This is a genomic window from Streptomyces noursei (assembly GCF_016917755.1).
In the GTDB taxonomy this organism is placed as follows: domain Bacteria; phylum Actinomycetota; class Actinomycetes; order Streptomycetales; family Streptomycetaceae; genus Streptomyces; species Streptomyces yunnanensis.
On sequence record NZ_CP070326.1, the window covers coordinates 4,603,628 to 4,629,350 of the forward strand.

The 25,723-nt window shown below is 65.9% G+C and carries 30 protein-coding genes; all 30 read right to left on the reverse strand.

The features are described from left to right. Positions 1-54 precede the first annotated feature (54 nt). Positions 55-708, reverse strand: coding sequence for an adenylate kinase (locus JNO44_RS20195; RefSeq protein WP_205365568.1), 654 nt, complete (start codon positions 706-708; stop codon positions 55-57). Then, positions 708-2,021, reverse strand: coding sequence for a preprotein translocase subunit SecY (gene secY / locus JNO44_RS20200; RefSeq protein ID WP_205365569.1), 1,314 nt, complete (start codon positions 2,019-2,021; stop codon positions 708-710). Before secY ends, JNO44_RS20195 begins: the two co-directional genes overlap by 1 nt. 228 nt (positions 2,022-2,249) lie before the next feature. Next, on the reverse strand, positions 2,250-2,705 hold the full coding sequence (gene rplO, locus JNO44_RS20205) for a 50S ribosomal protein L15 (RefSeq protein WP_073442714.1): 456 nt from the start codon (positions 2,703-2,705) through the stop codon (positions 2,250-2,252). A gap of 1 nt (position 2,706) precedes the next feature. Next, positions 2,707-2,889 carry a 50S ribosomal protein L30 gene (rpmD, locus tag JNO44_RS20210; protein WP_039635378.1) on the reverse strand — a complete coding sequence of 61 codons (183 nt, stop codon included), beginning with the start codon at positions 2,887-2,889 and terminating at the stop codon, positions 2,707-2,709. Beyond that, positions 2,889-3,491 carry a 30S ribosomal protein S5 gene (gene rpsE, locus JNO44_RS20215; protein ID WP_039635375.1) on the reverse strand — a complete coding sequence of 201 codons (603 nt, stop codon included), beginning with the start codon at positions 3,489-3,491 and terminating at the stop codon, positions 2,889-2,891. The genes rpmD and rpsE overlap by 1 nt, the downstream gene beginning before the upstream one ends. Positions 3,492-3,537: 46 nt before the next feature. Beyond that, positions 3,538-3,921, reverse strand: a complete 384-nt coding sequence (gene rplR / locus JNO44_RS20220) for a 50S ribosomal protein L18 (RefSeq protein WP_039635373.1) — start codon at positions 3,919-3,921, stop codon at positions 3,538-3,540. Positions 3,922-3,924: 3 nt separating this feature from the next. Beyond that, entirely contained in the window at positions 3,925-4,464 is a 540-nt protein-coding gene (rplF, locus tag JNO44_RS20225; RefSeq protein WP_018538749.1) for a 50S ribosomal protein L6, read from the reverse strand. Positions 4,465-4,485: 21 nt separating this feature from the next. Beyond that, on the reverse strand, positions 4,486-4,884 hold the full coding sequence (rpsH, locus tag JNO44_RS20230) for a 30S ribosomal protein S8 (protein ID WP_039635369.1): 399 nt from the start codon (positions 4,882-4,884) through the stop codon (positions 4,486-4,488). A gap of 239 nt (positions 4,885-5,123) precedes the next feature. Beyond that, on the reverse strand, positions 5,124-5,309 hold the full coding sequence (locus tag JNO44_RS20235) for a type Z 30S ribosomal protein S14 (RefSeq protein ID WP_003956452.1): 186 nt from the start codon (positions 5,307-5,309) through the stop codon (positions 5,124-5,126). Between the two features lie 5 nt (positions 5,310-5,314). Continuing rightward, positions 5,315-5,875, reverse strand: coding sequence for a 50S ribosomal protein L5 (gene rplE, locus JNO44_RS20240; RefSeq protein WP_018538751.1), 561 nt, complete (start codon positions 5,873-5,875; stop codon positions 5,315-5,317). Continuing rightward, positions 5,875-6,198: a 50S ribosomal protein L24 gene (rplX, locus tag JNO44_RS20245; RefSeq protein ID WP_039635367.1), complete on the reverse strand. Its 324-nt coding sequence runs from the start codon at positions 6,196-6,198 to the stop codon at positions 5,875-5,877. The genes rplE and rplX overlap by 1 nt, the downstream gene beginning before the upstream one ends. Positions 6,199-6,201: 3 nt before the next feature. Continuing rightward, the gene (gene rplN, locus JNO44_RS20250) at positions 6,202-6,570 is read right to left on the reverse strand and encodes a 50S ribosomal protein L14 (protein WP_003998823.1); all 369 of its coding nucleotides are present in this window, start codon (positions 6,568-6,570) and stop codon (positions 6,202-6,204) included. Between the two features lie 171 nt (positions 6,571-6,741). Further along, the gene (gene rpsQ, locus JNO44_RS20255; RefSeq protein ID WP_006604882.1) at positions 6,742-7,023 is read right to left on the reverse strand and encodes a 30S ribosomal protein S17; all 282 of its coding nucleotides are present in this window, start codon (positions 7,021-7,023) and stop codon (positions 6,742-6,744) included. Then, a complete protein-coding gene (gene rpmC, locus JNO44_RS20260) occupies positions 7,023-7,247 on the reverse strand; it encodes a 50S ribosomal protein L29 (RefSeq protein ID WP_067349986.1) in 225 nt (74 codons plus the stop codon). The genes rpsQ and rpmC overlap by 1 nt, the downstream gene beginning before the upstream one ends. Continuing rightward, positions 7,247-7,666, reverse strand: a complete 420-nt coding sequence (rplP, locus tag JNO44_RS20265; protein WP_016571059.1) for a 50S ribosomal protein L16 — start codon at positions 7,664-7,666, stop codon at positions 7,247-7,249. Before rplP ends, rpmC begins: the two co-directional genes overlap by 1 nt. A 5-nt stretch (positions 7,667-7,671) precedes the next feature. Then, the gene (gene rpsC, locus JNO44_RS20270) at positions 7,672-8,496 is read right to left on the reverse strand and encodes a 30S ribosomal protein S3 (RefSeq protein ID WP_039635358.1); all 825 of its coding nucleotides are present in this window, start codon (positions 8,494-8,496) and stop codon (positions 7,672-7,674) included. After that, positions 8,496-8,843 (reverse strand): 50S ribosomal protein L22, encoded by a 348-nt coding sequence (gene rplV, locus JNO44_RS20275; RefSeq protein ID WP_039635356.1) that lies wholly within the window; start codon positions 8,841-8,843, stop codon positions 8,496-8,498. The genes rpsC and rplV overlap by 1 nt, the downstream gene beginning before the upstream one ends. A gap of 44 nt (positions 8,844-8,887) precedes the next feature. Further along, positions 8,888-9,169 (reverse strand): 30S ribosomal protein S19, encoded by a 282-nt coding sequence (gene rpsS / locus JNO44_RS20280; RefSeq protein WP_043264896.1) that lies wholly within the window; start codon positions 9,167-9,169, stop codon positions 8,888-8,890. Positions 9,170-9,181: 12 nt separating this feature from the next. Beyond that, entirely contained in the window at positions 9,182-10,018 is an 837-nt protein-coding gene (rplB, locus tag JNO44_RS20285) for a 50S ribosomal protein L2 (protein WP_016571056.1), read from the reverse strand. A gap of 40 nt (positions 10,019-10,058) precedes the next feature. After that, a complete protein-coding gene (gene rplW, locus JNO44_RS20290) occupies positions 10,059-10,382 on the reverse strand; it encodes a 50S ribosomal protein L23 (protein ID WP_039635354.1) in 324 nt (107 codons plus the stop codon). Then, positions 10,382-11,032, reverse strand: a complete 651-nt coding sequence (gene rplD / locus JNO44_RS20295) for a 50S ribosomal protein L4 (protein ID WP_039635352.1) — start codon at positions 11,030-11,032, stop codon at positions 10,382-10,384. Before rplD ends, rplW begins: the two co-directional genes overlap by 1 nt. An 8-nt stretch (positions 11,033-11,040) precedes the next feature. Beyond that, the gene (gene rplC / locus JNO44_RS20300; protein WP_067349978.1) at positions 11,041-11,685 is read right to left on the reverse strand and encodes a 50S ribosomal protein L3; all 645 of its coding nucleotides are present in this window, start codon (positions 11,683-11,685) and stop codon (positions 11,041-11,043) included. Positions 11,686-11,699: 14 nt separating this feature from the next. Further along, positions 11,700-12,008 (reverse strand): 30S ribosomal protein S10, encoded by a 309-nt coding sequence (rpsJ, locus tag JNO44_RS20305; protein WP_003948644.1) that lies wholly within the window; start codon positions 12,006-12,008, stop codon positions 11,700-11,702. A gap of 423 nt (positions 12,009-12,431) precedes the next feature. Then, positions 12,432-13,625 carry an elongation factor Tu gene (tuf, locus tag JNO44_RS20310; RefSeq protein ID WP_205365570.1) on the reverse strand — a complete coding sequence of 398 codons (1,194 nt, stop codon included), beginning with the start codon at positions 13,623-13,625 and terminating at the stop codon, positions 12,432-12,434. Between the two features lie 157 nt (positions 13,626-13,782). Continuing rightward, the gene (gene fusA / locus JNO44_RS20315) at positions 13,783-15,903 is read right to left on the reverse strand and encodes an elongation factor G (protein WP_067349975.1); all 2,121 of its coding nucleotides are present in this window, start codon (positions 15,901-15,903) and stop codon (positions 13,783-13,785) included. A 39-nt stretch (positions 15,904-15,942) separates the two neighbouring features. Beyond that, a complete protein-coding gene (gene rpsG, locus JNO44_RS20320) occupies positions 15,943-16,413 on the reverse strand; it encodes a 30S ribosomal protein S7 (protein WP_018538761.1) in 471 nt (156 codons plus the stop codon). A 2-nt stretch (positions 16,414-16,415) separates the two neighbouring features. Next, on the reverse strand, positions 16,416-16,787 hold the full coding sequence (rpsL, locus tag JNO44_RS20325) for a 30S ribosomal protein S12 (RefSeq protein WP_003948652.1): 372 nt from the start codon (positions 16,785-16,787) through the stop codon (positions 16,416-16,418). A gap of 346 nt (positions 16,788-17,133) precedes the next feature. Beyond that, positions 17,134-17,682 carry a DUF1707 and DUF4190 domain-containing protein gene (locus JNO44_RS20330; protein ID WP_420882665.1) on the reverse strand — a complete coding sequence of 183 codons (549 nt, stop codon included), beginning with the start codon at positions 17,680-17,682 and terminating at the stop codon, positions 17,134-17,136. Between the two features lie 142 nt (positions 17,683-17,824). After that, entirely contained in the window at positions 17,825-21,724 is a 3,900-nt protein-coding gene (locus tag JNO44_RS20335; RefSeq protein ID WP_205365571.1) for a DNA-directed RNA polymerase subunit beta', read from the reverse strand. A 98-nt stretch (positions 21,725-21,822) separates the two neighbouring features. Further along, on the reverse strand, positions 21,823-25,308 hold the full coding sequence (gene rpoB / locus JNO44_RS20340) for a DNA-directed RNA polymerase subunit beta (protein WP_073442700.1): 3,486 nt from the start codon (positions 25,306-25,308) through the stop codon (positions 21,823-21,825). Positions 25,309-25,723 lie beyond the last annotated feature (415 nt).

Consider the following 25,723-nt stretch of genomic DNA (forward strand, 5'->3'; position numbering starts at 1 on the left):
ACAGTACGGCCGCGGCACCCGTGCTGGGCACCGCGGCCATACCGAGCCATGGCTTTACTCGCCGCGCTCCAGTGCGTCCATCGCGCGCTGGGTGACCTCCGCGACCTTGCCGAGGGCCGGGATCGTCACGACCAGGTCCTGGGCCTTGTAGTAGTCGATGATCGGCTCGGTCTCCGAGTGGTAGACCTCCAGCCGCTTGCGCACGGTGTCCTCGCGGTCGTCCTCGCGCTGGTACAGCTCGCCGCCGCAGGCGTCGCAGACGCCCTCCGTCTGCGGCTTGTTGTACTCGACGTGGAAGACGTGGCTGGAGTCCTTGCGGCAGATCCGCCGGCCGGCGATCCGCTTGACCACCTCGTCCTCGGGGACCTCCAGGTCCAGGACGGCGTCCAGCTTCAGACCCTTGGTCTGCAGGAAGGCGTCGAGCGCCTCGGCCTGGCCGAGGTTGCGCGGGAAGCCGTCGAGCAGGAAACCCTCGACCGCGTCGGGCTGTTCCATACGGTCCTCGGCCATCCCGATGGTGACCGAGTCCGGCACGAGGTTGCCGGCGTCCATGTAGGACTTGGCCTCGACGCCCAGGGGGGTGCCCTGGGAGATGTTGGCCCGGAACAGGTCCCCCGTGGAGATGTGCGGGATCGCGAGGTTCTTGGCCAGGTACGCAGCCTGCGTACCCTTACCGGCCCCCGGGGGTCCGACGAGGACGATTCGCATCAGCGGAGGAACCCTTCGTAGTTGCGCTGCTGAAGCTGGCTCTCAATCTGCTTCACGGTCTCCAGACCCACACCCACGATGATCAGGATGCTCGTCCCGCCGAACGGGAAGTTCTGGTTCGCGTTGAACAGCACCAACGCCACTGTTGGCACGAGCGCGATCAGCCCCAGGTACAGCGAGCCCGGCCACGTGATCCGGTTGAGCACGTAGCTGAGGTACTCGGCCGTCGGGCGACCAGCCCGGATACCCGGGATGAAGCCACCATACTTCTTCATGTTGTCGGCAACTTCTTCGGGGTTGAAGCTGATGGCCACGTAGAAGAAGGCGAAGAAAACGATCAACAAGAAGTACGTAATGATGTAAACGGGGTGATTTCCCTTGGTGAAGTTGCTGGCGATCCACCTCGCCCACCCCGCGTTGGACCCGCTGAACTGAGCGATGAGCGCGGGGATGTAGAGCAGCGACGACGCGAAGATGACAGGAATCACACCTGCCTGATTCACCTTGAGCGGGATGTAGGTGGACGTACCGCCGTAGGAACGGCGCCCGATCATGCGCTTCGCGTACTGCACCGGAATCCGCCGCTGCGCCTGCTCGACGAAGACCACCAGAGCGACCATCGCCAGGCCCACCGCGATCACCGAGAAGAACTCGATCCAGCCGTCGGCCAGCTTGCCCTGCAGCTTGATCTGCCACAGCGCGCCCGGGAAGCCGGCGGCGATCGAGATGAACATCAGGATCGACATGCCGTTGCCGATGCCGCGGTCGGTCACCAGCTCACCGAGCCACATGATGAGGCAGGTGCCGGCGGTCATCGTGATCACCATCGTGATGGTGGTGAAGATCGAGTCGTTGGGCACGATCTGGCTGGCGACCGGGCAGCTCTGGAAGAGCGCACCGCTGCGGGCGGTGGCGACCAGGCCGGTGCCCTGCAGCACGGCCAGCGCCACGGTCAGATAGCGGGTGTACTGGGTGATCTTCGTCTGGCCGGACTGTCCCTCCTTCTTGAGGGCCTCCAGCCGAGGGATCACCACAGTCAGCAGCTGGAGGATGATGCTCGCCGTGATGTACGGCATGATCCCCAGCACGAAGATCGTGATCTGCAGCAGCGCTCCACCACTGAACATGTTCACCAGGGCGAACAACCCGCTGTTGCCGCCGGCCTGCTTCATGCAGGTCTCGACGTTCGCGTAGTTCACCCCTGGGACCGGGACGTGCGCTCCGATCCGGTAGAGCACGATGATGCCCAACGTGAACAGCAGCTTCTTGCGCAGGTCGGGCGTCTTGAACGCTCGGGCGAACGCGGTGAGCACGGTGCCTCCTGCGCCTCCCGCCTTCAACGGCCGGGAGGTGACGGTCTTGAGGATCGACGAATACGTAGCGGCTGTACCGCGCGGACACCGCCCGCACGGCGTGATCCGGGGCGGACCCCGGACAAATCAAACAGTGCAGGCCACCTTACCGGCGACCGTACCCCCGTGGAACGACCAACCGGGGATGCCCCAATCAATGGGCATCCCCGGTCAGTTGAACCAACGAACTCAGAGGAGTTCGGTGACGGTGCCGCCGGCGGCGGCAATCTTCTCCTTGGCGGAGCCGGAAACGGAGTCAACCGTCACCGTCAGCGCCACGGAGATCTCGCCCTGGCCCAGGACCTTGACGAGCTCGTTCTTGCGCACCGCGCCCTTGGCGACCAGGTCGGCCACCGTGACCTCGCCACCCTGCGGGTAGAGCGCGGCCAGCTTGTCCAGGTTCACGACCTGGAACTGCTTGTGGGCGGGGTTCTTGAAGCCCTTCAGCTTCGGGAGGCGCATGTGGAGGGGCATCTGCCCACCCTCGAAGCGCTCCGGAACCTGGTAACGGGCCTTGGTGCCCTTGGTACCACGACCAGCGGTCTTACCCTTGGACGCCTCACCACGACCGACACGGGTCTTGGGGGTCTTGGCACCCGGGGCGGGCCGGAGGTTGTGGACCTTCAGCGGGTTGGTCTCCGCCATGTCAGTCGACCTCCTTGACCGACACGAGGTGGCGGACGGTGTGCACCATGCCGCGGTACTCGGGGCGGTCGTCCTTGACAACCACGTCGTTGATCCGCTTCAGACCAAGCGAACGCAGCGTTTCGCGGTGGTTCTGCTTGCTGCCGATCAGGGACTTGACCTGCGTGATCTCGAGACGGGCCATTACGCACCCACCCCGGCACGCGCCCGCAGCAGAGCGGCGGGAGCCACGTCCTCCAGCGGCAGGCCACGACGGGCGGCGATCTCCTCGGGCCGCTGCAGGCCCTTGAGCGCCGTCACCGTGGCGTGCACGATGTTGATCGGGTTGGACGAGCCGAGCGACTTGCTCAGCACGTCGTGGATGCCCGCGCACTCCAGGACGGCGCGCACCGGGCCACCGGCGATCACACCGGTACCGGGGGAAGCCGGCTTGAGCAGGACGACGCCCGCAGCCTTCTCGCCCTGGATGGGGTGCGGGACGGTACCGGCGATACGGGGGACCTTGAAGAAGTTCTTCTTGGCCTCTTCCACGCCCTTGGCGATGGCAGCCGGAACTTCCTTGGCCTTGCCGTAACCGACACCTACGGTGCCGTCACCGTCGCCCACCACGACCAGCGCGGTGAAGCTGAAGCGACGACCACCCTTGACAACCTTGGCGACGCGGTTGATCGCGACAACGCGCTCAACGTACGCGGTCTTCTCGGCGGCAGCGCCACCGTCGCGACCCTTCCGGTCCCGCCGCTCGCCGCCACCGGCACCGCTGCCGCGGCGCTGGGGTCCAGCCATTGGATTTACCTCTCTCTGTTACGTCCGCTAGCTCCGGAACCGGGGCTTAGAACTTCAGCCCGGCTTCGCGGGCGGCGTCGGCCAGAGCGGCAATCCGCCCGGCGTACTGCTTGCCACCGCGGTCGAACACGACGGCCTCGACACCGGCGGCCTTGGCACGCTCGGCGACCAGGGCGCCCACCTTCTGGGCCTGGGCGCTCTTGTCGCCCTCGCCACCACGGATCGACGCGTCCAGGGTCGACGCCGAGGCCAGCGTGTGGCCCGCGATGTCGTCGATCACCTGAGCGAAGATGCCGCGGTTGGACCGCGTCACGACCAGACGCGGACGCTCCGAAGTACCCGAAATCCGCTTACGGATGCGGATGTGGCGACGCTTGGCAGCAGCGCGCTTGTAGGCGTTGCCCTTAGCGATCTTCACACCGTATGCCATGGCTTACTTACCCGCCTTTCCGACCTTGCGGCGGATGACTTCGCCCTCGTACTTGACGCCCTTGGCCTTGTACGGGTCGGGCTTCCGCAGCTTGCGGATGTTCGCGGCGACCTCGCCGACCTTCTGCTTGTCGATGCCCTCGACGCTGAACTTCGTCGGCGACTCGACCTTGAACGAGATGCCCTCGGGCGCCTCGATCAGGATCGGGTGGCTGTAGCCCAGGGAGAACTCCAGGTTGGAACCCTTGGCCTGGACGCGGTAACCAACACCGCTGATCTCGAGCTTCTTCACGTAGCCCTGGGTCACGCCGGTGATCATGTTCGCCACCAGCGTGCGGGACAGGCCGTGCAGGGCCTTGTTCTGACGCTCGTCGTTCGGACGGGAGACGGCGATGACGCCGTCCTCACCCTTGGCGACCTCGATGGGCGCCGCGACGGTGTGCGAAAGGGAACCCTTGGGACCCTTCACGTTGACCGTGCGGCCCTCGATGGTGACGTCCACACCAGCGGGAACCTGGATGGGCAGCTTGCCAATACGCGACATTAGCTATTCCTCCGTTCCCGATTACCAGACGTAGGCGAGGACTTCCCCACCCACGCCCTTCTTGCTGGCCTGCTGGCCGGTCAGGAGACCGTGGGACGTGGAGATGATCGCCACGCCCAGGCCGCCGAGGACCTTCGGCAGGTTGGTGGACTTTGCGTAGACCCGCAGACCCGGCTTCGAGATTCGCTTGATGCCGGCGATCGAGCGCTCGCGGTTCGGCCCGAACTTCAGCTCCAGGACGAGGTTCTTGCCAACCTCTGCGTCCTCGACGCTCCAGCCGGTGATGTAACCCTCCTGCTGGAGGATCTCCGCGATGTGCGACTTGATCTTGCTGTGCGGCATCGCCACGGTGTCGTGGTATGCCGAGTTCGCGTTCCGCAGACGGGTCAGCATGTCTGCGATGGGATCAGTCATGGTCATGAATTGGCCTTCGGCCTCTCTCGCCGGGGTTTCCTATCTGCGCCATCCCTCTCCCCGATCTTGGTCGGGACGGGTGCGGCGCGGGGACCTACGGCGTAGTAAGCGACGTTATGCGGGCGGTGCCCGCGGTCGGTCTCGGGCGGCGGGGCGCCCAAACTCTTCTACCCTAAGGGAAAAGGGTCCGGGCGCCCGCCGACCGAATGCTTACCGAGAGCCTCCGGTAATACCCAACTAGGGGATTACCAGGAGCTCTTGGTCACGCCCGGCAGCTCGCCACGGTGAGCCATCTCACGAAGGCACACGCGGCAGAGGCCGAACTTGCGGTAGACGGAGTGCGGACGGCCGCAGCGCTGGCAGCGGGTGTACGCGCGCACACCGAACTTGGGCTTGCGAGCAGCCTTGGCAATCAGAGCCTTCTTCGCCATCTCGCTCACGCCTCCTTGAACGGGAAGCCGAGGTGACGAAGCAGGGCGCGGCCCTCGTCGTCGTTGGTCGCCGTGGTGACCACGGTGATGTCCATACCCCGGGTACGGTCGATCTTGTCCTGGTCGATCTCGTGGAACATGACCTGCTCCGTGAGACCGAAGGTGTAGTTGCCCCGACCGTCGAACTGCTTCGGGGACAGACCACGGAAGTCGCGGATGCGCGGCAGCGCCAGCGACAGCAGGCGGTCCAGGAACTCCCACATGCGGTCACCACGCAGGGTGACGTGGGCACCGATCGGCTGGCCCTCACGCAGCTTGAACTGCGCGATGGACTTACGGGCCTTGGTGACGGCCGGCTTCTGTCCGGTGATCGTGGTGAGGTCGCGCACGGCGCCCTCGATCAGCTTGGAGTCGCGGGCGGCGTCGCCCACACCCATGTTGACCACGATCTTGACGAGGCCGGGAATCTGCATGACGTTCTCGTACGAGAACTCGTCCTTCAGCTTGCCGGCGATCTCTTCGCGGTAACGCGTCTTCAGACGCGGCGCGTTGGTGGTGGCAGTCATCAGATGTCCTCACCGGTCCGCTTGGCAACGCGGATCTTGTTGCCCTCGTCGTCGAAGCGGTACCCGACGCGGGTGACGACCTTCTTGCCGTCCTTCTCCACGACCAGCTGAACGTTGCTGATGTGGATGGGGGCCTCGGTCGTCACGATGCCGCCGGTCTGCGAACCACGAGCGGTCTGTCCGGCCTTGGTGTGCTTCTTGACCCGGTTGACACCCTCGACCAGGACACGGTCCTCGCGGGGGTAGGCCGCGATGACCTTGCCCTGCTTGCCCTTGTCCTTACCGGTGATGACCTGGACCAGGTCGCCCTTCTTGATCTTCATCGGTTACAGCACCTCCGGCGCGAGCGAGATGATCTTCATGAACTTCTTCTCGCGCAGCTCACGGCCCACGGGGCCGAAGATACGGGTGCCGCGGGGGTCGCCATCGTTCTTGAGGATGACGGCCGCGTTCTCGTCGAAGCGGATGTACGAGCCGTCCGGACGGCGGCGCTCCTTGACGGTGCGAACGATGACGGCCTTGACGACGTCACCCTTCTTCACGTTGCCACCGGGGATCGCGTCCTTGACGGTGGCGACGATGACGTCACCGATGCCCGCGTAGCGGCGACCGGAACCACCGAGAACACGGATGCAAAGGATTTCCTTCGCACCAGTGTTGTCGGCGACGCGCAGTCGCGACTCCTGCTGGATCACGTCTATCTCCTGAATGTCTGCCGGTTCCCGGCAGGGGCGCGTCCCTTACGAGACGTCAGCCCCTGCCGAGCCTGGCGGAACTGTTCCTAGGGGGTCCCCCCAGGAGGGATGTGCTTGCCTGTCGAAATCCCCGCGCGGGAATCCCCCTCACGGGGAATTCCCTACCGGGAATTACTTGGCCTTCTCGAGGATCTCGACGATGCGCCAGCGCTTGGTGGCGGACAGCGGCCGGGTCTCCATCAGGAGGACGCGGTCGCCGACACCGGCAGCGTTCTGCTCGTCGTGTGCCTTGAGCTTGTTGGTACGGCGGATGACCTTGCCGTACAGCGCGTGCTTGACACGGTCCTCGACGGCGACGACGACGGTCTTGTCCATCTTGTCGCTGACGACCAGACCCTCACGGGTCTTGCGGAAACCGCGCTCGTTCGTCTCAGTCACATTCTTCTCGCTCATCAGGCGCTCTCCACCGTCTCGATGCCGAGCTCGCGCTCACGCATCAGGGTGTAGATCCGGGCGATGTCCTTCCGGACGGCCTTCAGCCGGCCGTGGTTCTCAAGCTGTCCGGTCGCCGCCTGGAAGCGGAGGTTGAACAGCTCCTCCTTGGCCTCACGCAGCTTGCCAACGAGGTCCTCGTTGTTCAGCTCGCGCAGCTCGGACGCCTTGGTAACGGCCGACATCACGATTCACCTGCCTCGCGCCGAACGATGCGGCACTTCATCGGAAGCTTGTGGGCGGCGCGGGTCAGCGCCTCCTTGGCAACCTTTTCGTTCGGGAAGGAAAGCTCGAACATCACCCGACCGGGCTTGACGTTCGCGATCCACCACTCCGGAGAACCCTTACCGGAACCCATGCGGGTCTCGGCCGGCTTCTTCGTCAGCGGACGGTCGGGGTAGATGTTGATCCACACCTTGCCGCCGCGCTTGATGTGACGGGTCATGGCGATACGAGCGGACTCGATCTGCCGGTTCGTCACGTAGGCCGCGGTCACGGCCTGAATGCCGTACTCACCGAAGGCCAGCTCGGTACCGCCCTTGGCCATACCGTTCCGCTTCGGGTGGTGCTGCTTGCGGTGCTTGACCCTGCGAGGGATCAGCATGTCGGTCAGCCCTCCGTTCCAGGGTTCTCCGCCGGAGCAGAGGCAGCGGCCTCGGCCTTGGGGGCCTCGGCAGCGGGAGCCTGCTGCTGCGGCTTGCGGCCGCGACCGCCACGCTCGCCACCGCGGCGCGGGCGCTGGTCGCCACCACCACGGGCCGGGCGGTTGCCCGCACGGGCGGCGGCGTTCTCGGCACGCACCTCGGCGATGTTCTTGACGTCGCCCTTGTAGATCCAGACCTTCACGCCGATGCGGCCGAAGGTGGTCTTGGCCTCGAAGAAGCCGTAGTCGACGTTCGCGCGGAGCGTGTGCAGGGGCACACGGCCCTCGCGGTAGAACTCCGAGCGGGACATCTCGGCGCCGCCGAGACGGCCACCACACTGGATCTTGATGCCCTTGGCGCCGGCCTTCATCGTCGACTGCATGCTCTTACGCATGGCGCGACGGAAGGAGACGCGGGACGAGAGCTGCTCGGCGACGGCCTGGGCCACGAGCTGAGCATCGGTCTCGGGGTTCTTGACCTCGAGGATGTTCAGCTGGACCTGCTTGCCGGTCAGCTTCTCCAGCTCACCGCGGATGCGGTCGGCCTCGGCGCCGCGGCGGCCGATGACGATGCCCGGGCGAGCGGTGTGGATGTCAACGCGGACGCGCTCACGGGTGCGCTCGATCTCCACCTTGGAGATACCGGCGCGCTCCATGCCCTTCGTCATCATGCGACGAATGGCGACGTCTTCCTTGACGTAGTCCTTGTACAGCTTGTCGGCGTACCAGCGGGACTTGAAGTCCGTCGTCACGCCGAGCCGGAACCCGTGCGGGTTTACCTTCTGGCCCATTACCGGGTTCCTTCCTTGCTGCTGACGACCACGGTGATGTGGCTGGTCCGCTTGAGGATCCGGTAGACACGGCCCTGGCCGCCCGGACGGATCCGCTTCAGGGTCGGGCCCTCATCCACGTACGCCGCGCTGACGTACAGCGTGGAGGCGTCCGAGTGGTCGTAGTTGTGCGCGGCATTGGCAATGGCGCTGTCCAGCACCTTGCCCACGGGCACGCTCGCGGCCTGCGGGGCGAAACGCAGGACCGCCTGAGCCTCCGTGGCGTCCATGCCACGGATAAGGTCCACCACGCGGCGGGCCTTCATGGGCGTGACGCGGATGTACCGCGCCTGGGCCCTGGCTTCCATGGTTGTCCCTTCGGTGTCAGTCATAGTCTTCGCACTCCGGTCGATCAGCGACGACGCGACTTGCGGTCGTCCTTCTCGTGGCCACGGAAGGTGCGGGTCGGCGCAAACTCGCCGAGCTTGTGGCCGACCATCGACTCGGTGACGAACACCGGGACGTGCTTGCGGCCGTCATGCACCGCGATCGTGTGGCCGAGCATGGCCGGGACGATCATGGAGCGGCGGGACCAGGTCTTGATGACGTTCTTGGTGCCGGCTTCGTTCTGCGTGTCCACCTTCTTGGCAAGGTGGTCGTCGACGAAGGGCCCCTTCTTGAGACTGCGCGGCATCTAAACCCGCTCCTAGCGCTTCTTGTTCGTCTTGCGGCGGCGGACGATGTACTTGTTGCTGGCCTTCTTCGGCGAGCGAGTACGACCCTCCTTCTTGCCCCAGGGCGAGACCGGGTGGCGACCACCGGAAGTCTTGCCCTCACCACCACCGTGCGGGTGGTCAACCGGGTTCATCACGACACCACGCACGGTCGGGCGGACGCCCTTCCAGCGCATGCGGCCGGCCTTACCCCAGTTGATGTTCGACTGCTCGGCGTTGCCGACCTCGCCGACAGTGGCGCGGCAGCGGACGTCGACCAGGCGGATCTCGCCGGACGGCATACGCAGGTGGGCCATGGAGCCCTCCCGCGCCAGCAGCTGCACGGAGGCACCCGCGGAACGGGCAAACTTCGCGCCACCGCCGGGCCGCAGCTCGATCGCGTGGATGGTCGTACCGACCGGGATGTTGCGCAGCGGCAGGTTGTTGCCCGGCTTGATGTCGGCGCCAGCGCCGTTCTCAATCCGGTCACCCTGCTGCAGGCCGCGCGGGGCGATGATGTAGCGCTTCTCGCCGTCCGCGTAGTGCAGGAGCGCGATGCGCGCGGTGCGGTTGGGGTCGTACTCGATGTGCGCGACCTTGGCCGGCACGCCGTCCTTGTCGTGACGACGGAAGTCGATCACACGGTAGGCGCGCTTGTGGCCACCGCCCTGGTGGCGAACGGTCACACGACCGGCGTTGTTACGGCCGCCCTTGCTGTGCAGCGGGCGGACCAGCGACTTCTCCGGCGTGGACCGCGTGATCTCGACAAAGTCGGCGACGCTGGAGCCACGACGGCCCGGGGTCGTCGGCTTGTACTTGCGGATACCCATTTCTCAGTCCTCGTCCGATTTCGGACGATCCGGACCGCCGTTAGGCGGTCGGACCGCCGAAGATGTCGATACGGTCGCCCTCGGCGAGGGTCACGATGGCGCGCTTGGTGTTGGCGCGCTTCCCGAAACCGGTGCGGGTGCGCTTGCGCTTGCCCTGCCGGTTGATCGTGTTGACCCCGGTGACCTTGACCGAGAAGACCGCCTGGACGGCCTGCTTGATCTGGGTCTTGTTGGCGCGCGGGTCGACGATGAACGTGTACTTGTTCTCGTCCAGCAGCGCGTAGCTCTTCTCGGAAACAACCGGCTTGACGAGGACGTCGCGCGGGTCCGTGAAGGTCTTGCTGGTGACGACGGCCTCAGTCATCAGGCGTCGCTCCCTTCGGTCTCAACGGCCTTGGGGCCAGACACGAAGGACTCGAAGGCGGCCTTGGTGAAGACCACGTCGTCGGAGACGAGCACGTCGTACGTGTTCAGCTGGCCCGGCTCCAGGATGTGGACCTGGGGCAGGTTACGGGCGGACAGCCACGCGGCCTCGTCGGAGCGCTCGGCGACCAGGAGCAGGTTCTTCCGCTCGCTGATCTTGCCGAACAGGCCCTTGGCGGCCTTGGTGGACACCGCGCCCTCGACCACGCCGGAGACGACGTGGATGCGGCTGTGGCGGGCCCGGTCGGAGAGGGCACCGCGCAGCGCGGCGGCCTTCATCTTCTTGGGCGTCCGCTGCGAGTAGTCACGCGGCTGCGGGCCGTGGACGACGCCACCGCCGGCGAACTGCGGCGCACGGGTCGAACCCTGGCGCGCACGGCCGGTGCCCTTCTGACGGTACGGCTTCTTGCCACCGCCACGGACCTCGCCGCGGGTCTTGGTCTTGTGCGTGCCCTGACGGGCAGCGGCCAGCTGCGCGACGACGACCTGGTGGATCAGCGGGATGCTGACCTTGGCGTCGAAGATCTCCGTGGGGAGCTCGACGGTCCCGGCCTTGTCGCCTGCCGGCGAAAGGATGTCAATGGTGCTCATCGGTTACCTCAGGCCCCCTTGGCCGCGGTACGGACCAGGACGAGGCCGCCGTTCGGACCAGGAACTGCGCCCTTGATGAGCAGCAGACCCTTCTCCGCGTCAACGGCGTGGACGGTCAGGTTCTGGGTGGTGACCCGCTCATTGCCCATACGGCCGGCCATCCGCATGCCCTTGAACACGCGGCCCGGGGTGGCGCAGCCACCGATGGAGCCCGGCTTGCGGTGCACGCGGTGGGCACCGTGCGAAGCCTTGCCACCGCCGAAGCCGTGACGCTTCATGACACCGGCGAAGCCCTTGCCCTTGCTCTTGCCGGTCACGTCCACCTTCACGCCCGCCTCGAAGACGTCGGCGCTGAGCTCCTGGCCGAGGCTGTACTCGCTCGCGTCGGCGGTACGGACCTCGACGAGGTGGCGACGGGGGGTGACGTCGGCCTTCGCGAAGTGGCCCTTGAGGGGCTTGTTCACCTTGCGCGGGTCGATCTCGCCGAAGGCGATCTGGACGGAGTCGTAGCCGTCCTGGTCATTGGTGCGCACCTGGGTAACGACGCAGGGGCCGGCCTTCACCACGGTCACCGGGACGACACGGTTGTTCTCGTCCCAGACCTGGGTCATGCCGAGCTTCTCGCCCAGGAGCCCCTTGATCTGCTTAGCCATCTCTTCCGCGCCTCTCAGAGCTTGATCTCGATGTCAACGCCGGCCGGAAGGTCCAGGCGCATCAGCGAGTCAACGGTCTTGGGCGTCGGGTCGAGGATGTCGATCAGGCGCTTGTGCGTGCGCATCTCGAAGTGCTCGCGCGAGTCCTTGTACTTGTGCGGCGACTTGATGACGCAGTACACGTTCTTCTCAGTGGGCAGCGGCACCGGGCCCGCGACCGACGCACCAGTGCGAGTCACCGTCTCGACGATCTTCTTCGCCGAAGAGTCGATGACCTCGTGGTCGTAGGCCTTGAGCCGGATGCGGATCTTCTGTCCCGCCATGGCTACTTCGTAGTCCTGTCTCTCGTAACGCTCTGGGACCCGGGAGGTCACCGTTCTTCTCCGACCCACGCGGTCGGGCGTGTCGCGCCCCTTCTCGTAAATCTCCACATGGAAGATCCCTCGAGGAGGAGAACATGGGGGAAGAACACCCACCGGGCGCCTGGAAGAGGCACCCCGCTGACACTTCCCGGAAGATTCCCGTACTTCCGCCCCTGAGAAGGGGCGACGAATACCTGGGACTCGCTTCCAGTCCTCCCGGCGGGAGGCGCGCAGCATCGGCACTCAACCGAGCAACCTGGACAGTGTGCCATACGCGGGTTGCGTAAGGCCAATCGAGCCCCGACTGTCAAGAAGCCCCGCCCACCTGATGGCGAGCGGGGCCTCTTGGATGCTCCGGAGAGCTACCGGATCAACCGGATCGCCTTACTTGACGATCTTGGTGACCTGGCCGGCGCCGACGGTCCGACCACCCTCACGGATGGCGAACTTCAGGCCCTCCTCCATGGCGACAGGCTGGATGAGGTCCACCTTCATCTCGGTGTTGTCACCCGGCATGACCATCTCGGTGCCCTCGGGGAGGGTCACAACACCGGTCACGTCAGTCGTACGGAAGTAGAACTGCGGACGGTAGTTGTTGAAGAACGGCGTGTGGCGGCCACCCTCGTCCTTGGAGAGGATGTAGGCCTGCGCCTCGAACTCGGTGTGCGGGGTGACCGAGCCCGGCTTGATGATGACCTGGCCGCGCTCGACGTCCTCGCGCTTGATGCCGCGGAGCAGCAGACCGACGTTCTCACCGGCCTGGCCCTCGTCGAGCAGCTTGCGGAACATCTCGATACCGGTGACCGTGGTGGAGGTCTTCTCGGTCTTGATGCCGATGATGTCGACGGTCTCGTTGACCTTGAGGACACCACGCTCGATACGACCGGTGACGACGGTGCCACGACCGGTGATCGTGAAGACGTCCTCGATCGGCATCAGGAACGGCTTGTCGACGTCGCGCTCGGGCTGCGGGATCGACTCGTCGACGGCCTTCATCAGCTCGAGGACGGAGTTGCCCCACTCCTTGTCGCCCTCGAGGGCCTTCAGAGCGGAGACCTTGACGACCGGAACGTCGTCGCCCGGGAACTCGTACTCGGAGAGGAGCTCACGGACCTCGAGCTCGACGAGCTCCAGGATCTCCTCGTCGTCCACCATGTCGGCCTTGTTCAGGGCGACAACGATGTACGGAACGCCGACCTGGCGGGCCAGGAGCACGTGCTCCTTGGTCTGCGGCATCGGGCCGTCGGTGGCGGCGACCACGAGGATGGCGCCGTCCATCTGCGCGGCACCCGTGATCATGTTCTTGATGTAGTCCGCGTGACCGGGGCAGTCGACGTGGGCGTAGTGACGCGTCTCGGTCTGGTACTCGACGTGCGCGATCGAGATGGTGATACCGCGCTGGCGCTCCTCAGGAGCCTTGTCGATCTGGTCGAAGGCCGAGGCCTCGTTCAGGTCCGGGTACGCGTCGTGCAGCACCTTGGTAATGGCGGCCGTGAGGGTCGTCTTACCGTGGTCAATGTGACCGATGGTGCCGATGTTGACGTGCGGCTTAGTCCGCTCGAACTTCGCCTTCGCCACTGGGGTCCTCCTGTGGAGTGGTTCTGTACGCCTTACTCATCGGCGCCAGGTGATCTTTGCTGGATAGCCGGGCCCGAGGGGCGTTCCTCCGCTGTTGCGGCGGAACGGCCCCTACGGGTTCCGGAGTCAAGCCTAGAGCGTGAACTCGACGGGTGAGTTACTCGCCCTTGGCCTTCGCGATGATCTCCTCGGCGACGTTCCGGGGAACCTCGGCGTAGGAGTCGAACTGCATCGAGTAGCTGGCGCGACCCGACGTCTTGCTGCGGAGGTCTCCGACGTAGCCGAACATCTCCGAGAGCGGAACCAGGCCCGTGACGAGCTTGGCGCCGGCGCGGTCCTCCATGGCCTCGATCTGACCACGGCGGGAGTTGATGTCGCCGATCACGTCGCCCATGTAGTCCTCGGGCGTGGTGACCTCGACCTTCATCATCGGCTCGAGCAGGGCCGGGCTGGCCTTGCGGGCGGCCTCCTTGAAGGCCATCGAACCGGCGATCTTGAACGCCATTTCCGACGAGTCGACCTCGTGGAACGCGCCGTCGAGGAGCGTGACCTTGACACCGGTCAGCGGGTAGCCGGCGAGAACACCGAACTCCATGGCCTCCTGGCAGCCCGCGTCCACGGACGGGATGTACTCCCGCGGGATGCGGCCACCGGTGACCTTGTTCTCGAACTCGTACCCGTCGCCCTCAAGCGGCTCGATGGCGATCTGCACCTTAGCGAACTGGCCGGAACCACCAGTCTGCTTCTTGTGCGTGTAGTCGAGACGCTCGACCGGCTTGCGCAGGGTCTCGCGGTAGGCGACCTGCGGCTTGCCGACGTTGGCCTCGACCCGGAACTCACGCTTCATACGGTCGACCAGCACGTCGAGGTGCAGCTCGCCCATACCCGCGATGATGGTCTGGCCGGTCTCCTCGTCGGTGTGCACCTGGAACGAGGGGTCCTCTTCGGCCAGGCGCTGGATGGCGACACCCAGCTTCTCCTGGTCGCCCTTGGACTTGGGCTCGATGGCGACCTGGATGACCGGGGCCGGGAACTCCATCGACTCCAGGATCACCGGGGAGCCCGCGTCGCAGAGGGTCTCGCCGGTGGTGGTCTGCTTCAGACCCATGACGGCGACGATGTCGCCGGCACCCACCGCGTCGATCTCCTCACGCTTGTTCGCGTGCATCCGGTAGATCTTGCCGATGCGCTCCTTCTTGCCCTTCACCGAGTTCTGCACCTGCGTGCCGGCCTCAAGGCGGCCCGAGTACACCCGGATGAAGGTGAGCTTGCCCAGGTGGGGGTCGCTCGCAATCTTGAACGCAAGGGCGGCCAGCGGCTCGTCGTCGGACGGCTTGCGCTTGACGATCTCCTCCGGGTCGTTGACCGCGTGGCCCTCGATGGCCTCGACGTCCAGCGGGGAGGGGAGGTAGCGCACGACCGCGTCGAGCAGGGGCTGCACGCCCTTGTTCTTGAACGCGGTACCGCAGAACACCGGGGTGACGGTGACGACGTCAGCCTTGCCGGAGGCGATGGTGATACGACGGATCGCGGCGTAGAGCTGCTCCACGGTGGGCTCCTGGCCCTCCAGGTACAGCTCCATGACCTCTTCGTCGTTCTCGGCCACGGTCTCGAGGAGCTTGCCGCGCCATTCGTCGGCAGCCTCGATGTGCGTGTCCGGGATGTCGACGGTGTCGTACATCTCGCCCTTGGCGGCCTCGGCCGACCAGACCAGGGCCTTCATCGTCACGAGGTCGACGACGCCCTTGAAGTCCATCTCGGTGCCGATCGGCAGCTGCATCACGATCGGGGTCGCACCCAGGCGATCCGAGATCATGTCGACGCAGCGGTGGAACTCGGCACCCGTACGGTCGAGCTTGTTGACGAAGCAGATACGCGGAACGCCGTAGCGGTCCGCCTGACGCCAAACGGTCTCGGACTGGGGCTCGACACCGGCAACGCCGTCGAACACCGTCACCGCACCGTCGAGCACGCGCAGCGAGCGCTCCACCTCGACGGTGAAGTCGACGTGGCCCGGGGTGTCGATGATGTTGATGGTGTTGTCGACGTTGTCCAGCGGCCAGTGGCAGGTCGTCGCGGCAGACGTGATCGTGATGCCGCGCTCCTGCTCCTGCTCCATCCAGTCCATCGTGGCAGCGCCGTCGTGGACCTCACCGATCTTGTAAGAAACACCGGTGTAGAACAGGATCCGCTCGGTGGTGGTCGTCTTGCCCGCGTCGATGTGGGCCATGATCCCGATGTTGCGGACCTTGGCCAGGTCAAGCGAAGTGGTGGCCATAGTGGCTCAATCTTCTCTCGGTCTCGATGGGGGTTGCGACTACCAGCGGTAGTGCGCGAAGGCCTTGTTGGACTCGGCCATCTTGTGCGTGTCCTCACGCTTCTTGACCGAAGCGCCGAGGCCGTTGGAGGCGTCCAGCAGTTCGTTCATGAGGCGCTCGGTCATGGTCTTCTCGCGGCGGGCGCGGGAGTAGCCCACGAGCCAGCGGAGCGAGAGGGTGGCGGCGCGGCCGGGCTTGACCTCGACCGGGACCTGGTAGGTCGCGCCACCGACACGGCGGGACTTGACCTCAAGGGTCGGCTTGATGTTCTCCAGCGCGCGCTTCAGCGTGATGACCGGGTCGGTGCCGGTCTTCTCACGCAGACCCTCCATGGCGCCGTAGACGATGCGCTCGGCGGTGGAGCGCTTGCCGTTCAGCAGCACCTTGTTGATGAGGGAGGTCACCAGAGGAGAGCCGTAGACCGGGTCGATGATGACCGGGCGCTTCGGGGCGGGGCCCTTACGAGGCATTCTTACTTCTCCTTCTTGGCGCCGTAGCGGCTGCGAGCCTGCTTGCGGTTCTTGACGCCCTGCGTGTCGAGGGAGCCGCGGATGATCTTGTACCGAACACCCGGCAGGTCCTTCACACGGCCGCCACGCACGAGCACGATCGAGTGCTCCTGCAGGTTGTGGCCCTCACCCGGAATGTAAGCGGTGACCTCGATCCCACTGGTCAGACGCACACGCGCGACCTTACGCAGGGCCGAGTTCGGCTTCTTCGGGGTGGTCGTGAACACACGCGTGCAGACGCCACGGCGCTGGGGCGAACCCTCAAGTGCGGGCGTCTTGTTCTTCTCGACCTTGTCCTGCCGGCCCTTACGGACCAGCTGCTGGATCGTAGGCACTACTTCTCCGGTTTCTGTGTGCCAGTCTCGGTAAAGCTAACCTGGAACATTCCCCGACCCACGCGGTCGGGTGTGTCGAATACTGCAGACCTGCCTCGCTGGAACGAGGGCGGCGGCAGATTGCGGTGTCAAAACCCGGCTTCCGTGCTGCCGGGACTCTCCGGCCGGAACTGGCGGGAGAAGGCGCGCACGGCAGCCCAGGGACACCCCAGGCACAAGGTCAGAGCGTACCTAGCGCATTGGCTGCGGTCAAAACAAATGCACACGCGAAGGACACGCCGGACTCCCCCTGCGCTGCCGCCACGGTAGTGCGATCGACTGCGCTACGGAAGAAGGCACGCGGCCCTCAGCCGCGGGACACCGCGAGCAACGCCATCACCAGGAAGAACAGTGCCCAGGCGCCGATCCCGAGCCAGCCGAGCACCAGGCCGGCGACCGCCTGGCCGTCGCCCCGCTGACCCGTGCGCCGGATCTCGGCCCGCGCCTTGTGTCCCAGGATCACCGCGGGGATCGACGTCAGCCCCCAGGTGAACGGCGCTATCAGCCCGCACACCAGCGAGCCCGTCGCCGCACCGTTGGTCGGCTGCGGCATCGGCATCTGCATCGGGAGGAACGTGGCGGGCACCGCGGGCATCATCGGTCGCGGCGCGAACTGCGCCTGCGGCACCGGTCCCTGCGGCAGGTCGGCGACCAGCATCTGGAGCTCGGTGTGGGTCTGCGCCTGATAGGCCCGGGACATCCGCTGCTCGTACTCGGACTGCGCCAGCCGCCCCTCGGCGAACCCCGCCTTCAGCACGTCGACCGCCCGCTCGCGATCCGCGTGCGAGGCCCGCATGGCAGGCGCCTGATACGGGTTCTGCGCAGGCTGCCCACCCTGCCACGGCTGGAATGCCATGTCGCGAACCTCCCCCCGCTCAACAGTTGTCCCCATCCTCTCATCACAGACGCAGCAATGGGAGGACGAGTTCCCACGGCGCCTCGAACGCCGCAGGGCGGCCACCCCGTGGGGTGACCGCCCTGCTGACGCGCATATGGCCTTACTGGTTGTACGGACCGTAGTCGTAGTCCTCCAGCGGGACCGCCTGGCCGGAGCCGGTGCCGAAGGGCGAGTAGTCGATGTCGTCGTAACCGACGGCCGAGTACATCGCGGCCTTGGCCTCCTCGGTGGGCTCGACCCGGATGTTGCGGTAACGGGACAGGCCCGTACCGGCCGGGATGAGCTTACCGATGATGACGTTCTCCTTGAGGCCGATGAGGCTGTCGGACTTGGCGTTGATCGCCGCGTCCGTCAGCACTCGGGTCGTCTCCTGGAAGGAGGCGGCCGACAGCCAGGATTCCGTCGCCAGCGAAGCCTTGGTGATACCCATCAGCTGCGGACGGCCGGAGGCCGGGTGGCCGCCTTCCGCCACCACGCGACGGTTCTCGCCCTCGAACTTCGAACGCTCCACGAGCTCGCCCGGCAGCAGCTCCGCGTCGCCGGACTCGATGATCGTCACGCGGCGCAGCATCTGCCGGATGATGATCTCGATGTGCTTGTCGTGGATCGCCACGCCCTGCGAGTTGTAGACCTTCTGGACTTCGCCGACCAGGTGGACCTGGACCGCACGCTGACCGAGGATCCGCAGCACGTCGTGCGGGTTGATGGCACCGACGGTCAGCGGCTGGCCGACCACCACGTGGTCGCCCTCGCCGACCAGCAGACGGGCACGCTTGGAGACGCCGTACGGCATCTCGTCGCTACCGTCGTCCGGGGTGACGATGACCTTCTTGGTCTTCTCGGTCTCCTCGATGCGGACGCGGCCGGCCGCCTCCGAGATCGGGGCGACACCCTTGGGCGTACGGGCCTCGAAGAGCTCGACGACACGCGGCAGACCCAGGGTGATGTCGTCACCGGCCACACCACCGGTGTGGAAGGTACGCATGGTCAGCTGGGTGCCGGGCTCACCGATGGACTGGGCGGCGATGATGCCGACCGCCTCACCGATGTCGACCAGCTTGCCGGTGGCCAGCGAGCGGCCGTAGCAGAAGGCACAGGTGCCGACCGCGGACTCACAGGTCAGGACCGAGCGGGTCTTGACCTCTTCGACGCCGTGCATGATCAGCTGGTCGATCAGCACGTCACCGAGGTCGACGTTGGCCGGGGCGACGACCTTGCCGTCCACCACGACGTCCTCGGCCAGCATCCGCGCGTACACGGAGGACTCGACGTCGTCCGCCTTGCGCAGGACGCCGTCGGCGCCCTTCGAACCGATCCGCAGCTTCAGGCCGCGCTCGGTGCCGCAGTCCTCCTCGCGAATGATGACGTCCTGGGAGACGTCGACCAGACGACGGGTGAGGTAACCGGAGTCGGCGGTACGCAGGGCGGTGTCCGCCAGACCCTTACGGGCACCGTGGGTGGAGATGAAGTACTCCAGCACGGACAGACCCTCGCGGAACGACGCCTTGATCGGACGCGGGATCGTCTCGTTCTTGGCGTTCGACACCAGACCACGCATACCCGCGATCTGACGCATCTGCATCATGTTTCCGCGCGCACCCGAGTCCACCATCATGAAGATGGGGTTGGTCTTCGGGAAGTTCTCATTCATCGCCTCGGCAACCTCGTTGGTCGCCTTGGTCCAGATGTTGATGAGCTCCTGCGTGCGCTCGTCCTTGGTGATCAGACCGCGCTCGTACTGCTTCTGGACCTTCTCGTCCTGCGCCTCGTAACCGGAGACGATCGCCTTCTTGGCCTCCGGCACGACGATGTCGGAGACGGCGACGGTGACGCCGGAACGGGTGGCCCAGTAGAAGCCGGACGCCTTCAGGTTGTCGAGCGTCGCCGCCACGATGACCTTCGGGTAGCGCTCGGCCAGGTCGTTGACGATCGCGGAGAGCTGCTTCTTGCCCACCGAGTAGTCGACGAACGGGTAGTCCTCGGGCAGCAGCTCGTTGAAGAGCGCGCGACCCAGGGTCGTCCGCAGCCGGAAGCTGTCGCCCTGCTGCCACTCCGGCTCGCCCTCGACCGGGGCCGGCGGGGTCCAGCCGCGCGGCGGCACCGTGCCGATCGGGAAGCGGATGTCGACCTTCGCCTGGAGCGAGAGCTCGCGGGCGTCGAAGGCCATGATCGCCTCGGAGACCGAGGAGAACGAGCGGCCCTCACCCTTGACCTCGCGCTCCTCCTCGTCCGTGGTGAGGAAGAAGAGGCCCAGCACCATGTCCTGGGTCGGCATGGTGACCGGACGGCCGTCGGCCGGCTTGAGGATGTTGTTCGAGGACAGCATCAGGATGCGGGCCTCGGCCTGCGCCTCCGCGGAGAGCGGCAGGTGGACGGCCATCTGGTCACCGTCGAAGTCCGCGTTGAACGCGGTGCAGACGAGCGGGTGGATCTGGATGGCCTTGCCCTCGACCAGCTGCGGCTCGAAGGCCTGGATGCCGAGGCGGTGCAGGGTGGGCGCACGGTTCAGCAGCACCGGGTGCTCGGCGATGACCTCTTCGAGGACGTCGTACACCACGGTGCGGCCGCGCTCGACCATGCGCTTGGCCGACTTGATGTTCTGCGCGTGGTTGAGGTCCACCAGGCGCTTCATCACGAACGGCTTGAAGAGCTCCAGCGCCATGGCCTTGGGCAGACCACACTGGTGCAGCTTCAGCTGCGGGCCGACGACGATGACGGAGCGCGCGGAGTAGTCCACACGCTTACCGAGCAGGTTCTGACGGAAGCGACCCTGCTTGCCCTTGAGCATGTCGGACAGCGACTTCAGCGGACGGTTGCCGGGGCCCGTGACCGGGCGACCACGACGGCCGTTGTCGAAGAGCGCGTCGACGGCCTCCTGGAGCATGCGCTTCTCGTTGTTCACGATGATCTCGGGCGCGCCGAGGTCGAGAAGCCGCTTCAGGCGGTTGTTGCGGTTGATGACGCGGCGGTACAGGTCGTTCAGGTCGGAGGTCGCGAAGCGGCCACCGTCCAGCTGCACCATCGGACGCAGGTCCGGCGGGATCACCGGGATGCAGTCCAGCACCATGCCCTTGGGGCTGTTGCGGGTCTGCAGGAAGGCGGAGACGACCTTGAGGCGCTTGAGCGCACGGGTCTTCTTCTGGCCCTTGCCGGTCCGGATGATCTCGCGGAGGCGCTCGGCCTCCTCGTCCAGGTCGAAGGTCTCCAGGCGCTTCTGCAGCGCGGCGGCGCCCATCGAGCCGTCGAAGTACGTGCCGAAGCGGTCACGCAGCTCGCGGTAGAGGAGCTCGTCGCCCTCCAGGTCCTGGACCTTGAGGTTCTTGAAGCGGTTCCAGACCTCGTCGAGACGGTCGATCTCGCGCTGCGCACGGTCGCGCAGCTGCTTCATCTCACGCTCGGCACCCTCGCGCACCTTGCGGCGGGCATCGGCCTTGGCGCCCTCGGCCTCAAGCTCGGCCAGGTCGGTCTCGAGCTTCTTGGCGCGGGCCTCCAGGTCGGAGTCGCGACGCTGCTCGATCTGCTGGCGCTCGACGGAGACATGGGCCTCCAGCGAAGGCAGGTCGCGGGTGCGGCGCTCCTCGTCCACGAACGTGATCATGTACGCGGCGAAGTAGATGACCTTCTCAAGGTCCTTGGGCGCGAGGTCCAGCAGGTAGCCCAGCCGGCTCGGCACACCCTTGAAGTACCAGATGTGGGTCACAGGAGCGGCCAGCTCGATGTGGCCCATCCGCTCACGACGCACCTTGGCGCGAGTGACCTCGACGCCGCAGCGCTCGCAGATGATGCCCTTGAAGCGGACGCGCTTGTACTTACCGCAGTAGCACTCCCAGTCCCGGGTCGGACCGAAGATCTTCTCGCAGAAGAGTCCGTCCTTTTCGGGCTTGAGGGTGCGGTAGTTGATGGTCTCGGGCTTCTTGACCTCGCCGTGGCTCCACTGACGGATGTCGTCAGCGGTGGCCAGGCCGATCCGGAGCTCGTCGAAGAAGTTGACGTCGAGCACTATGCGTCAATCCCTCTCAGGGTCGTGTCTCTATGGTCTGTCGGGGTCCGGGGCGGGGCCGGGAGCTCTGTGGTGCTTGGAGCTCCCGGCCAGACCCGTCAGACCTCTTCGACGCTGCTCGGCTCGCGCCGGGACAGGTCGATGCCGAGCTCCTCCGCAGCGCGGAAGACGTCCTCGTCGGTGTCGCGCATCTCGATGGACATGCCGTCCGAGGACAGCACCTCCACGTTGAGGCACAGGGACTGCATCTCCTTGATGAGCACCTTGAAGGACTCGGGGATGCCGGGCTCGGGGATGTTCTCGCCCTTGACGATGGCCTCGTAGACCTTCACGCGACCAGTGACGTCGTCGGACTTGATCGTCAGCAGCTCCTGGAGGGCGTATGCGGCGCCGTAAGCCTCCAGCGCCCACACCTCCATCTCACCGAAGCGCTGACCACCGAACTGAGCCTTACCACCCAGCGGCTGCTGGGTGATCATCGAGTACGGACCGGTCGAGCGGGCGTGCAGCTTGTCGTCGACCAGGTGGTGCAGCTTGAGGATGTACATGTACCCGACCGAGATCGGGTCCGGGAACGGCTCACCGGAACGGCCGTCGAACATCCGCGCCTTGCCGGACGGGAGGACCATGCGGTCGCCGTCGCGGTTGGGGATGGTGTTCTCCAGCAGACCGGCCAGCTCGTCCTCGCGGGCACCGTCGAAGACCGGGGTCGCGACGTTGGTGCGCGCCTCGACCTGGTCGGCGCCGATGGACTGCAGGCGCTGGGCCCACTCCTCACCGAGGCTGGAGACGTCCCAGCCCTGGCTGGCGAGCCAGCCGAGGTGGATCTCCAGGACCTGTCCCGGGTTCATTCGGGACGGGACACCCAGCGGGTTGAGGATGATGTCGACCGGGGTGCCGTCCTCCATGAACGGCATGTCCTCGACCGGCAGGATCTTCGAGATGACGCCCTTGTTGCCGTGGCGGCCGGCGAGCTTGTCACCGTCGGTGATCTTACGCTTCTGCGCGACGTAGACGCGGACCAGCTGGTTCACGCCCGGCGGCAGCTCGTCGCCCTCTTCGCGGTCGAAGACGCGGACGCCGATGACCTTGCCGATCTCGCCGTGCGGGACCTTCAGCGAGGTGTCGCGGACCTCGCGCGCCTTCTCACCGAAGATCGCGCGGAGCAGGCGCTCCTCCGGGGTCAGCTCGGTCTCGCCCTTGGGCGTGACCTTGCCGACGAGGATGTCGCCGGCGACGACCTCGGCACCGATGCGGATGATGCCGCGCTCGTCGAGGTCGGAGAGGACCTCCTCGGAGACGTTCGGGATGTCCCGGGTGATCTCCTCGGGGCCGAGCTTGGTGTCACGGGCGTCGACCTCGTGCTCCTCGATGTGGATCGAGGAGAGGACGTCGTCCTGCACGAGGCGCTGCGACAGGATGATCGCGTCCTCGTAGTTGTGACCCTCCCACGGCATGAACGCCACGAGCAGGTTCTTGCCGAGCGCCATCTCGCCCTCGTCCGTGGACGGACCGTCGGCGAGGACCTGGCCCTCGATCACCCGCGCGCCCTCGTCCACGACGACCTTCTGGTTGAAGGAGGTGCCCTGGTTGGAACGGGTGAACTTGGCGACGCGGTACGTGGTGTACGTGCCGTCGTCGTTGGCGACGGTGATGTAGTCCGCGGAGACCTCCTGGACCACACCGTTCTTCTCGGCCTTGATGACGTCGCCGGCGTCGACCGCGCAGCGGTACTCCATGCCGGTGCCGACCAGCGGCGACTCCGCCTTGATCAGCGGAACGGCCTGGCGCATCATGTTCGATCCCATGAGCGCGCGGTTGGCGTCGTCGTGCTCGAGGAACGGGATCATGGCGGTCGCGGCCGACACCATCTGGCGCGGCGAGACGTCCATGTAGTGCACCTCGTCGGCGGGGACGAGGTCGACCTCGCCGCCACGGCGACGGACCAGCACACGCTGCTCGGCGAAGCGCAGGTCGTCGGTGAGCTTGGCGTTGGCCTGGGCGATGAGGAAGCGGTCCTCCTCATCTGCGGTGAGGTAGTCCACCTCCTCCGTGACCTGGCCGTCGACGACCTTGCGGTACGGCGTCTCGATGAAGCCGAAGACGTTGACGCGGCCGTAGGACGCGAGCGAGCCGATCAGACCGATGTTCGGGCCTTCTGGGGTCTCGATCGGGCACATGCGGCCGTAGTGCGAGGGGTGCACGTCACGGACGTCCAGACCGGCCCGCTCACGGGAGAGACCACCCGGGCCCAGCGCCGACAGACGACGCTTGTGGGTCAGACCCGACAGCGGGTTGGTCTGGTCCATGAACTGGGACAGCTGGCTGGTGCCGAAGAACTCCTTGATGGAGGCGACGACCGGCCGGATGTTGATCAGGGTCTGCGGCGTGATCGCCTCGACGTCCTGGGTGGTCATGCGCTCGCGCACGACGCGCTCCATACGGGCAAGACCCGTACGGACCTGGTTCTGGATCAGCTCGCCGACGTTGCGCAGACGACGGTTGCCGAAGTGGTCGATGTCGTCGGTCTCGACAACGATGCTGTTGCCGTTCTCGCCGATCGTCTCGGTCTCGCCGGCGTGCAGCTTGACCAGGTACTTGATCGTGGCGATGACGTCATCGGTGGTCAGCACACCGGCGTCCAGCGGCTCGTCGCCGCCGAGCTTCTTGTTGACCTTGTAGCGGCCGACCTTGGCGAGGTCGTAGCGCTTGGGGTTGAAGTAGAGGTTCTCCAGCAGCGTCTGCGCGGCCTCGCGGGTCGGCGGCTCGCCCGGGCGCAGCTTGCGGTAGATGTCGAGCAGCGCGTCGTCCTGGCCCTGGGTGTGGTCCTTCTCCAGGGTGGCGCGCATCGACTCGTACTCGCCGAACTCCTCGAGGATCTGCTCGGTGGTCCAACCGAGCGCCTTGAGCAGGACGGTCACGGACTGCTTGCGCTTGCGGTCGATACGCACACCGACCATGTCGCGCTTGTCGATCTCCATCTCCAGCCAGGCACCCCGGGACGGGATGATCTTGGCGGAGAAGATGTCCTTGTCGGACGTCTTGTCGATCGAGCTGTCGAAGTACACACCCGGCGAGCGGACCAGCTGCGACACCACGACACGCTCGGTGCCGTTGATGACGAAGGTGCCCTTGTTGGTCATGAGCGGGAAGTCGCCCATGAAGACCGTCTGGGACTTGATCTCGCCGGTCTCGTTGTTGGTGAACTCCGCGGTGACGAACAGCGGAGCCGCGTACGTGAAGTCACGCTCCTTGCACTCGTCGATGGAGTTCTTCGGAGGCTCGAAGCGGTGGTCACGGAACGTCAGCGACATCGACCCGGAGAAGTCCTCGATCGGGGAGATCTCTTCGAAGATCTCTTCCAGACCGGACTTGGTGGGAACTTCCTGCCCACTCTCCAGCGCAGCCTCGACGCGACCCTTCCATGCGGCATTGCCGAGCAGCCAGTCGAAGCTTTCGGTCTGCAGCGCAAGGAGGTTAGGAACCCCGAGGGGCTCCTTGATCTTCGCAAAAGAGATGCGCAGCGGGGCGGTGCTGTCGCCGTTGTTCGTATTGGCAGTCGAGGCGTTGCGCGAGGCGGCCAAGAGGGGGTCCTTCCGAGGGCTCGGACTCACTACGCGCGTACCGGTCCCGAATCGAGCAGAGCGGTCGAGAAGCCCAGGTCAGGGCGGTCCATTTAGCTTTGCTCGGGCTCGGGTATGCCCCTGGTGACGGGCAGGGAGCAGCTAACAGGCAGCGCAAAGGGTCAGTGTAGCCACATGGCCCACTGATGTCCAGAGCGAGTTTCCGAAGACCGGTATCGCACCGCGTCCCGATCTTCTCCCTCCGGGAGGTCATCCCCTCCGCAACGGAGGAGCCCCTCGTTGTTCTTCTCTCCGCCCAATGCCCTGCGCCTGCCGAAAGCCCTGCGCCAGTGGCGCACACCGATGCTTCCCTCTTCGTCGGCGATCCATGCCTCGAACCCTGGACCGCTTCTGCGTCGCGTCCCGAGAATTGCGC